Raw genomic sequence first — 8,480 nt, forward strand, 5'->3', positions numbered from 1 at the left:
GCGAATGGGATGCCTTCTGGGGCTTCTACCAGGATACGGGCAGCCGCAAATGGGGCCGGCCCTATCTGACGCGCGCTTTCTTTCCGCTGCTCGGGGAGAAGATGGGCGATCGTGTGCTGCTGATCCTCGCCGAGCGCGACGGGCGACCGATCGCCGGCGCGCTCAACCTGATCGGCGATGAAGCGATCTACGGCCGCTATTGGGGCTGCGTCGAGGAGGTGCCCTTCCTCCATTTCGAATTATGCTATTATCAGGCGATCGATGCCGCGATCGCGCGCGGGCTGGCGACGGTCGAGGCCGGGGCGCAGGGCGAGCATAAGCTGGCGCGCGGCTATGCCCCGGTGGCGACCTTTTCCGCGCATTATTTGCCCGATCCCGGCTTCCGCCGCGCGGTGGCCGATTTCCTCGAGCGTGAGCGCGACGCGATCGAGCAGGATCGCGCCTTCCTCAACCAGATGACGCCGTTCAGGAGGGGTTAGCCGCCGCTTTCGCCTTCTCCGCCGCGGCCGCCTCCGCCGCGCGCTTGCGGCGGATCAGGTCGCGCAGTTCGAGCAATCGTTTGGGGATCAGTTCGCTGTCAGCGATATCGGGCGCGGGCTTGGTGTGATCGACCTTGAGCAGCGCGCTCGTCCCGTCCGCGGAGCGCCAGATCGGCACGAGGTCGCTGGCGTAGCTCGGATCGAACGGGGCGGTGCGGATCAGCCAGACGTAATCGAAGGCGTCTCGCGGGAAGCGCGCCATCGAATAGCCGATCGGCCGCCACCATTCGCGCAGGCACCAGCGCGTCGTGGTGATTTGCGATGGATCGTGCGCGAACCCGCCGGCGATCGTGTAACGCGCGGTGAGCAGTTGCGCGCCGGCCATCGACCATTGATCGTTGGTATAGGCGAGCTTCCGTTCCAGCGCGAGTGCGGGAAGATGCTCGAGCCGGGACATGCGCCATTCGTTACGGCAGCTGTAGCCGACAAAGCTCACCACCCGCGCGCCCACGGGCAGCTTTTCGAGCGCGGCGAGCTCGGTGCGATAATCGTGCGCGAACATCCAATAGCTGATCGTCGTCCCGCCCATCCGCGCGAGGAAGAAGGCCAGCCCGAGCACCGCGAGCACCCCGGCGTGGCGCAGCGACATGGTGCGACGCGGGCGGATCGCGATCACCGCGATCGCGATGACATAGGGCGCGAGCCGCATATCGGCATAGGCCGAGCCGAACACGATCCGCGGCAACAGCAGGAAGACCGCGGTGAGGAACAGCGCCGATAACGCGAGGTTGCGCGAATATTCGATCGCCGGGTCACGGATCCCCTTGAGCAACAGCAGATAGAGCAGGGCGGCACCGGCGACGTCCCACGCCAGCCAGCGGTCGCGCAGCACCATCAGCAGCCATTGCGTCTTGGCGTGCCAGTCGAACCAGTCGGTGGTCTGCCCGGTGACATGATCGCCCGAGCGCCACAGGATCATCATCAGGATCGGCAGCGACAGCGGGATGCAATGCAGCCCGGCGCGGAACCAGCTGGCGAACCAATGCCCCGATCCTGCATCCTTACGCCGATCATGCTCGCGGATCATCTCGGCCGAGAAGGCGAGCACCCCGAGCACGCCCCAGCCGAAGGTATGGCATAGCCACAGCAGGCACGATGCGGGGATGAAGATCGCCGCGCGCAGCCGGAAACGCCGCAGCCGCCCGAGCCTCAGCCACAAGGCGAACAGGCACAAGGCGAGCGCCATCGACAGCGCGAAATTGGCGAAGCCGAACTGGAACGGATAGCAATAAGCGAGCGGCAGCGCGAACAGCGCGGTCGGCGGGATGCGGCCATGCACCTCGCGCGCGATCCACAACAGCCCCGCGACGGTGAGCGCGGGGATCGCCATGATGATCAGCTTCACCCCCAGTTCGAGCCCGAACAGCTTGGCAAAGGGGATGATGAGCAGATCGATGCCGAGATTGCCGATCAGCGACCAGCGGAAATTATACCATTGGCTGAGCCACGGCGCGGCGTCGAGCGACAGCTGGACGCGATAGCGCCCCATATGCCCGGGCAGATCGACCAGCGGCGGAATCTCAGGCCAGATCAGCGGCACGATAGCAATCAGTGCTGCGGCCGCCACGAACCAGCGGGTTTGCCACCAGCGCGGCGGGTCGTCAGGTATATCCCCCATCATCTCGCGGGCGTTTCTAGGATGCAAAACCGGTGGGGACAATGGCGCGGGGCGGTCATCCCCTCGTTCCGACGCGAAAATCGGCGCCGTTACGGTTCGACGCGATAGAGCGCGGAGCGATCGTTCGACCAGATCAGCCGCACGTCGCGCGCCAGTCGCGGCCGGGCGGCGAAACCCATCGTCCAGACATAGCGGAAGGTTGTGCGATCGAAATCGCGGATCGCGGCGGCGAAATCGGTGGTGCGGGCTTCGCACGGTCGCGGATAGACCAGTTGCGACGGATCGGCGAGATAGGGCGCCGCCTCGGGATGACGGGTGCGCAGCAATTGCTGCCCCGGCAATGCCCATTGGCCGTTCACGAATGCGTCGCGCCGGGCGATCGCGATCCCGTCGAGATGCTCCAGCCGATCGGAACGCCATTTGTCGCACGGCTCGTTCACCAGCACCAGGACGCCCGCGCCGCGCGGGATATGCGCCACCGCGGCGAGCGCGCTCTGCTGGGTGGAGGCGTATAGCAACATCGCCGCGGTGCTGGTCGCGGTGCGCAGCAGGAAGAAGCCCGTCGCGACCAGCGCGAGGCGCGGCGCGAGCTTGTCCGACGCGCCGGGGCGCGGGTGCACCGCGAGGATCGCGATCGCCACCGCAATCCCCAGCATTCGCATATCGACATAAGCGCCGCCGAGCAGCAGCCGCGGCAGGGCGAGATAGGCCGCGAACCCGACCAGCGCGAGCGCGCCGAGCAATGGGTCGAAGCGGAAGCTCGCCCGATTGCGCACCGCCACCCAGAAAAAGAACACGATCGCCGTGACGCAGCCCGCGTCATAGGCCTGCCAGCGTTCGCGGAGCAGCGAGGCGAGCCAGCCGATCTTCATCAACCAGTTATAGGAAACGCCGTGATCAGGGCCGGCCGCACCGGTCAGCATTGGAAAGAGCGGGAGCGCCAGCGGGGCGCACATCAGCGCGGCGCGCGCGGCGGCCCGCAGCCAGCCGTGCGACCGCAACCGCATCACCTCGGCGGTGAAGGCGAGGAGCCCGAACAGCCCCCAGCCGAAGCTGTGCGCCACCCACAACAGGCACGAGACGGGGATGAAGATCATCGCGCGCAGCGCCGGCCGATCGGCAAGCCGGATCCAGCTCGCCAGCGCGTGAAGCGCGAGCGCGGCCGCGAGCATGAAATTGACGAAGCCGAACTGGAACGGATATCCATAGGCCAGCGGAAAGGCGAGCGCCGCCGAGGGCGACAGGGTCCCCGTCGCCGCATGCGACAGGCGGATCAGCCCGGCGACGAACAGCGGCGGGATCGCCACCGTGATCAGCTTGGTCGCCAGCTCGACCCCGACCCATTTGGCGAGCGGGATGACCAGCAGATCCACCCCGAGATTGCCGATCGGCGCCCAATGATAATCCCAATGGCGCTGGAGATCGGCCGACCGCCAAAGGTCGATCGCAACGTGATAGCGCCCGATGTGCCCCGGCACGTCGACCAGCGGCGGAATCGCCGGCCAGAGCAGCGGGACGGTCGACAGCAGGATGCAGACCCAGACGAACCCCGGGCCGATCCACCAGGTCCGCCGCGGCGCGGCGCTGGCTGGCGGCATCAACGGACGCGCCAGATATGCACGCCCGCCGATCGCATCTCGATCGGGACGAGCCAGGCCGGGGGTCGGCGGTCGCGCAGGCGGGTGAGCATTGCATCCTTGGGTTGTTCGGCGGGGGTCAGTTCGGCCAAGCTGTCGTCGCACAATAGCACATAATCCGCGTGCCACCGGCGGGCGACGGCCTGCGCGGCCGGCGGCGATCCGAGGAAGAAATCATAGCTTGCGCGATTGCCGGCATTGTTGCGGTGATAGGGCGCGGCGATGACGCGGTGCGCGCTGGCGGCGAGGATATAGGGGCCGGGATCGAGCGGGGCCATGATCGTCCCTGGCGGCAGCGCGGCGATCGCCGCAAGCGCTTCGGGGGTGGTGCAGGAAGCGACCGGCGGGGCGGAGCCGGCCCGCGCCTGCGTGGGATCGGGCAGTGCCTGCGCAGCGAGCGGATAGACGATGCCGGCCGCCGCGGGCCAGATCGCCAGCGCCCAATGCGCGTTGCGGCGGCGTGCGGCGCCGATCGTCGCGGCGAGCGCCGGCACCGCGAGCGGCGCCCCGAGATGCGCGCCGCGCATTTGCAATAATGTCACCCCGAGCGCGGTGACTTGCAGCAGCAGCAGCGCCGACCATCTGTCGTCGCGGGTTCGGCGCCATTGCCACGCCGCCGCGCCGATCCCGGCCAGCATCAAGCCGGCTTGACCGATGATCGTCGCGAGCGGGGCGGCAGCGAGCGGTTGCGCCTCCCCGACGCGGGTGAGCCAGAGATGCGCGAGCACCGGATCGATCTCGCCATAGGGTGAGAGGCATTGCGGAGCGGCAGCGACCGCGCATGCAGTCGCCACGCCGCCGCACCCGATCGCGATCAGCGCGCGGGGCAATGGCGACGGCGTGAGGCGGGCGCACAAGGCGATTCCCGCGGCGCCACCCGCCGCGGCGATCGCGGCGCGGAAGAAAGTGACGGTGAAGGCGTCGCAGGCAGGATAGCCCCATTGGTCCGATCGCAGCCCGAAGCCCGCCACGAGCAGCCCGGCGGCGAGTGAGACGGCATAGCCTCGGATCCGCCGATCGGCGCCCGGCTGCGCGCGAATCCATGCGATCGCCAGCCACACGCCCGCCGCGACGAGCAGCGGCAGCATCTCCAGCCCGATCGCGACGCTGGCCACCGCGGCGATGCCGGTGATCGATCCGCTGCGCCACGTCGCGGGGCGGACCAGCGCCAGCGCGGTGGCGAGGAGAAGCACGATCTGGAAGTTGTGATGATCGATCCTTCCCGGCAGGAAGACCGTGGTCGCCGGATAGGCCAGCGCCATGACGATCACCGCGACGCTTCCCATGTCCGGCGCCAGTTGCCGCGTGACGCGCGCGGCGAGCAACAGCGCGGTTGCGAACAGCATCGTCGGCCAGGCGATGACCGCGGCGAGCTCGGCACCGTGACGGCCAAGCATCGGCGTCAGCGCGAGAATCAGCCCCGCGGGCACGAGATCGGGCAAGCGCGACCAGTGCATCGGCATACCGCCGGCCAGTCGGTGTTGCGAAAGATCGAAGAAAGATTGCCCGGCCAGCCAGTCGCGAATTTGCTGGAGCCGCATCGCATCGTCGGTATCGGTCAGGCGGAGCGCGGCGAGCTGGTGCCAGTCGCGGACCGACCAGACCAGCGCCAGCAGCGTGGCGAGCGCGAGCGCCGCCAGCATATCGCCATAGAAAATTCGCCGATCGCTGCCGGGGGTCATGCAGCGCATCTAGCCGGGCGTGGTTAACGCCCGGCTAAATCGCTTATTGGTCGCGCCGCCCGAGCAGCCGCAGCCGCAGCGCGTTGAGCTTGATGAAGCCCGCCGCGTCGCGCTGATCATAGGCGCCCTGATCGTCCTCGAAGGTCACGACCTTCTCGCTGTACAGCGAGTTGGGCGATTTACGGCCGACGACGATGACATTGCCCTTGTAGAGCTTGAGCCGCACCGTGCCGGCGACCTTTTCCTGGCTATGGTCGATCGCCGCCTGCAGCATCTCGCGCTCGGGCGAGAACCAGAAGCCATTGTAGATCAGCTCGGCGTAACGCGGGGCGAGCTCGTCCTTGAGGTGCGCCGCGCCGCGGTCGAGCGTCAGCTGCTCGATCCCGCGATGCGCGAGGTGATAGATCGTCCCGCCCGGCGTCTCGTACATCCCGCGGGACTTCATGCCGACGAAGCGATTCTCGACGAGATCGAGCCGGCCGATGCCGTGCTTGCGGCCGAGCTCGTTGAGCTTGGTCAGCAAGGTCGCGGGCGAGCATGCCTCGCCGTTCAGTGCCACGCCGTCGCCACGCTCGAAATCGATCGTGATATATTCCGGCTGGTCGGGCGCATCCTCGGGATTGACGGTGCGCGAATAGACGTAATCGGGCACTTCCTGCCACGGATCCTCGAGCACCTTGCCCTCGGACGAGGTGTGGAGAAGGTTGGCGTCGGTCGAGAAGGGCGCTTCGCCGCGCTTGTCCTTGGCGACCGCGATCTGATGCGCCTCGGCGAATTCGATCAGCCGGGTGCGGCTGGTGAGATCCCATTCGCGCCACGGCGCGATCACCTTGATATCGGGCGCGAGCGCATAATAGCCGAGCTCGAAGCGGACCTGATCGTTGCCCTTGCCGGTCGCGCCGTGGCTCACCGCATCGGCGCCGACCATCCGCGCGATTTCGATCTGGCGCTTGGCGATCAGCGGCCGCGCGATCGAGGTGCCGAGCAGGTACAGCCCCTCGTAGAGCGCGTTGCCGCGCATCATCGGGAAGACGTAATCCTTGACGAATTCCTCGCGGAGGTCGTCGATAAAGATATGCTCGGGCTTCACCCCGGCGCGCTCGGCCTTCTGGCGCGCCGGCTCCAGCTCCTCGCCCTGGCCGAGATCGGCGGTGAAGGTGACGACCTCGCAGCCATAGGTCTGCTGAAGCCACTTCAGGATGACGCTGGTGTCGAGCCCGCCCGAATAGGCCAGGACGACACGGTTGATTCCGGCTTCGCCGACCGGGCGGTTGATCTTCTCGCTCATAGGGCGCGCCCTATGCAGACGTAGCGGATTCGCGCAAGGCCCGTTCGCCTTCGAACATATAATCGCGGGTTACCGGCACCGCGAAACGGCCCTTGGTGAGCTGCACCTGATAGTTGCACAGCCCGCCGTGGCGGAACGCCGCCGACGCGCCGGCGAGATAGAAGGTCCACATGCGGTAAAAGGCCTCGTCGTACAGCGCGACGACCTCGTCCTTCGCCGCGACGGTGCGGTCGTACCAATGATCGAGCGTCCACGAATAATGGACCCGCAGCACCTCGATATCGGTCGGGAACAGCCGCAGCCCCTCATAAGCGCGGACGATTTCCGATAGCGCGGGATTATACCCGCCGGGGAAAATATATTTCACCGTCCAGTCGTCGGTGACCCCCGGCTCGCCCATTCGCCCGATCGTGTGGAGCAGCATCACCCCGTCGTCGGCGAGCAGGTCGCGGCATTTCTTGAAGAAGGTGCGATATTGCGGCGGTCCGACATGCTCGAACATGCCGACCGAGACGATGCGATCGAACTGGCCGGTGACGCGGCGATAGTCGATCAGTTCGAACTTCACCTTGTCCGCCACCCCGGCCGCCTCGGCGCGCGCGCGGGCGACCTTGAGCTGCTCTTCGGACAAAGTGACGCCGAGCACCTCAACCCCGAAATGGCGGTTGAGATACAGCGCCATCCCGCCCCAGCCGCAGCCGATATCGAGCACTTTCATCCCCGGCCCGAGCGCGAGCTTGGCGGCGATATGCGCGAGCTTGTCGAGCTGCGCCTGTTCGAGCGAATTGGCGGGATCGGTGAAGTAAGCGCAGCTATATTGTTTGTCGCGATCGAGGAACAGATCGTAGAGCCGGCCCGACAGGTCGTAATGATGCGCGACGTTCTTCTTGGAGCGGCGCTCCATGTTGATGCGATCGACGCGATGCTTCACCGCGCCGGCGACGCGGCTGATCAGGGTGGGATCGAGGTTATTTTGCCCCGTTTCCCATTTGTCGTTCATCGTCAGCAGGTTGACCAGGTCGCGCACATCGCCCTGCTCGACGATCAGCCGCCCGTTCATGAAGCATTCGCCCGCGCCCAGCGCCGGATTGCGCGCGATCGCCAGCGCGACGCGCTTGTCGGCAAAGCGGATCGTCACCTCGGGAAAGCCCGGTTCGGGGGTGCCGAAGCTCGCCGGCTTGGCATCGGGGCGGAGGAGTGTGAGGCGGCCGCGCTTTACCGCGCGCGAAAGAAACAGGTCGATAAGAGACATAGGGGGCGAGCCTAAGAGCCAAATTCGCTTCGGGCAACGCCGGGCTGGGACTTTGTATCCTGCGGTTCAGATTCCCGCATACCAGTCGTAATCCACATTATCTTCCCAATAGCCGCCGCGCCCCTTGCCGATGCCGGCGAGGCTGGCGACCGCATCGACGCGCATCAGATATTTGGCGTGCTTGTAGCCGAGTTGGCGCTCGACCCTCAGCCGACACGGCGCGCCGTTGGCGATCGGCAGCATCCGGTCGTTCAATGCCCAGGCGAGGATCGTCTGCGGGTGGAAGGCGTCGATCAGGTCGATCGATTCGTAATAAGGCCTGCCGCCGTAGAGATCGGCGCAGGTGAAGACGATATAGCGCGCCGCGTCGCGCAGCCCCGCCGCCTTGAGCACCGAGCCGAGCGTCGGCCCCTGCCATTTGGCGATCGCGCTCCACCCCTCGACGCAATCGTGGCGGGTGATCT

Annotated in this window: 7 protein-coding genes; 1 reads left to right on the forward strand and 6 read right to left on the reverse strand. The window is 66.7% G+C overall.

Annotation, left to right across the window (positions count from 1 at the left end; all coding sequences use genetic code 11):
* A partial coding sequence (locus BGN95_RS03175; protein ID WP_286771590.1) for a GNAT family N-acetyltransferase occupies nucleotides 1-479 on the forward strand: 479 nt, incomplete at its 5' end.
* On the opposite strand, the gene BGN95_RS03180 is transcribed toward BGN95_RS03175, so the two are convergent.
* The 6 genes from BGN95_RS03180 to BGN95_RS03205 form a co-directional block, all read right to left on the reverse strand.
* Nucleotides 466-2,160, reverse strand: coding sequence for a hypothetical protein (locus tag BGN95_RS03180; protein WP_286771591.1), 1,695 nt, complete (start codon nucleotides 2,158-2,160; stop codon nucleotides 466-468). The two genes, BGN95_RS03175 and BGN95_RS03180, sit on opposite strands and share 14 nt — an antisense overlap.
* An 86-nt stretch (nucleotides 2,161-2,246) precedes the next feature.
* On the reverse strand, nucleotides 2,247-3,755 hold the full coding sequence (locus BGN95_RS03185; protein ID WP_286771592.1) for a hypothetical protein: 1,509 nt from the start codon (nucleotides 3,753-3,755) through the stop codon (nucleotides 2,247-2,249).
* Nucleotides 3,755-5,476, reverse strand: coding sequence for a hypothetical protein (locus BGN95_RS03190; RefSeq protein WP_286771593.1), 1,722 nt, complete (start codon nucleotides 5,474-5,476; stop codon nucleotides 3,755-3,757). Before BGN95_RS03190 ends, BGN95_RS03185 begins: the two co-directional genes overlap by 1 nt.
* 43 nt (nucleotides 5,477-5,519) lie before the next feature.
* Nucleotides 5,520-6,764 (reverse strand): argininosuccinate synthase, encoded by a 1,245-nt coding sequence (locus BGN95_RS03195; RefSeq protein WP_179512507.1) that lies wholly within the window; start codon nucleotides 6,762-6,764, stop codon nucleotides 5,520-5,522.
* A gap of 10 nt (nucleotides 6,765-6,774) precedes the next feature.
* Entirely contained in the window at nucleotides 6,775-8,016 is a 1,242-nt protein-coding gene (locus tag BGN95_RS03200; protein ID WP_286771594.1) for an SAM-dependent methyltransferase, read from the reverse strand.
* A gap of 66 nt (nucleotides 8,017-8,082) precedes the next feature.
* On the reverse strand, nucleotides 8,083-8,480 hold a 398-nt coding region (locus BGN95_RS03205; RefSeq protein WP_286771595.1), incomplete at its 5' end, for a molybdopterin-dependent oxidoreductase.

Origin of the sequence: Sphingomonas sp. 66-10 (assembly GCF_001897045.1) — a bacterium.
Lineage (GTDB): Bacteria > Pseudomonadota > Alphaproteobacteria > Sphingomonadales > Sphingomonadaceae > Sphingomonas > Sphingomonas lycopersici.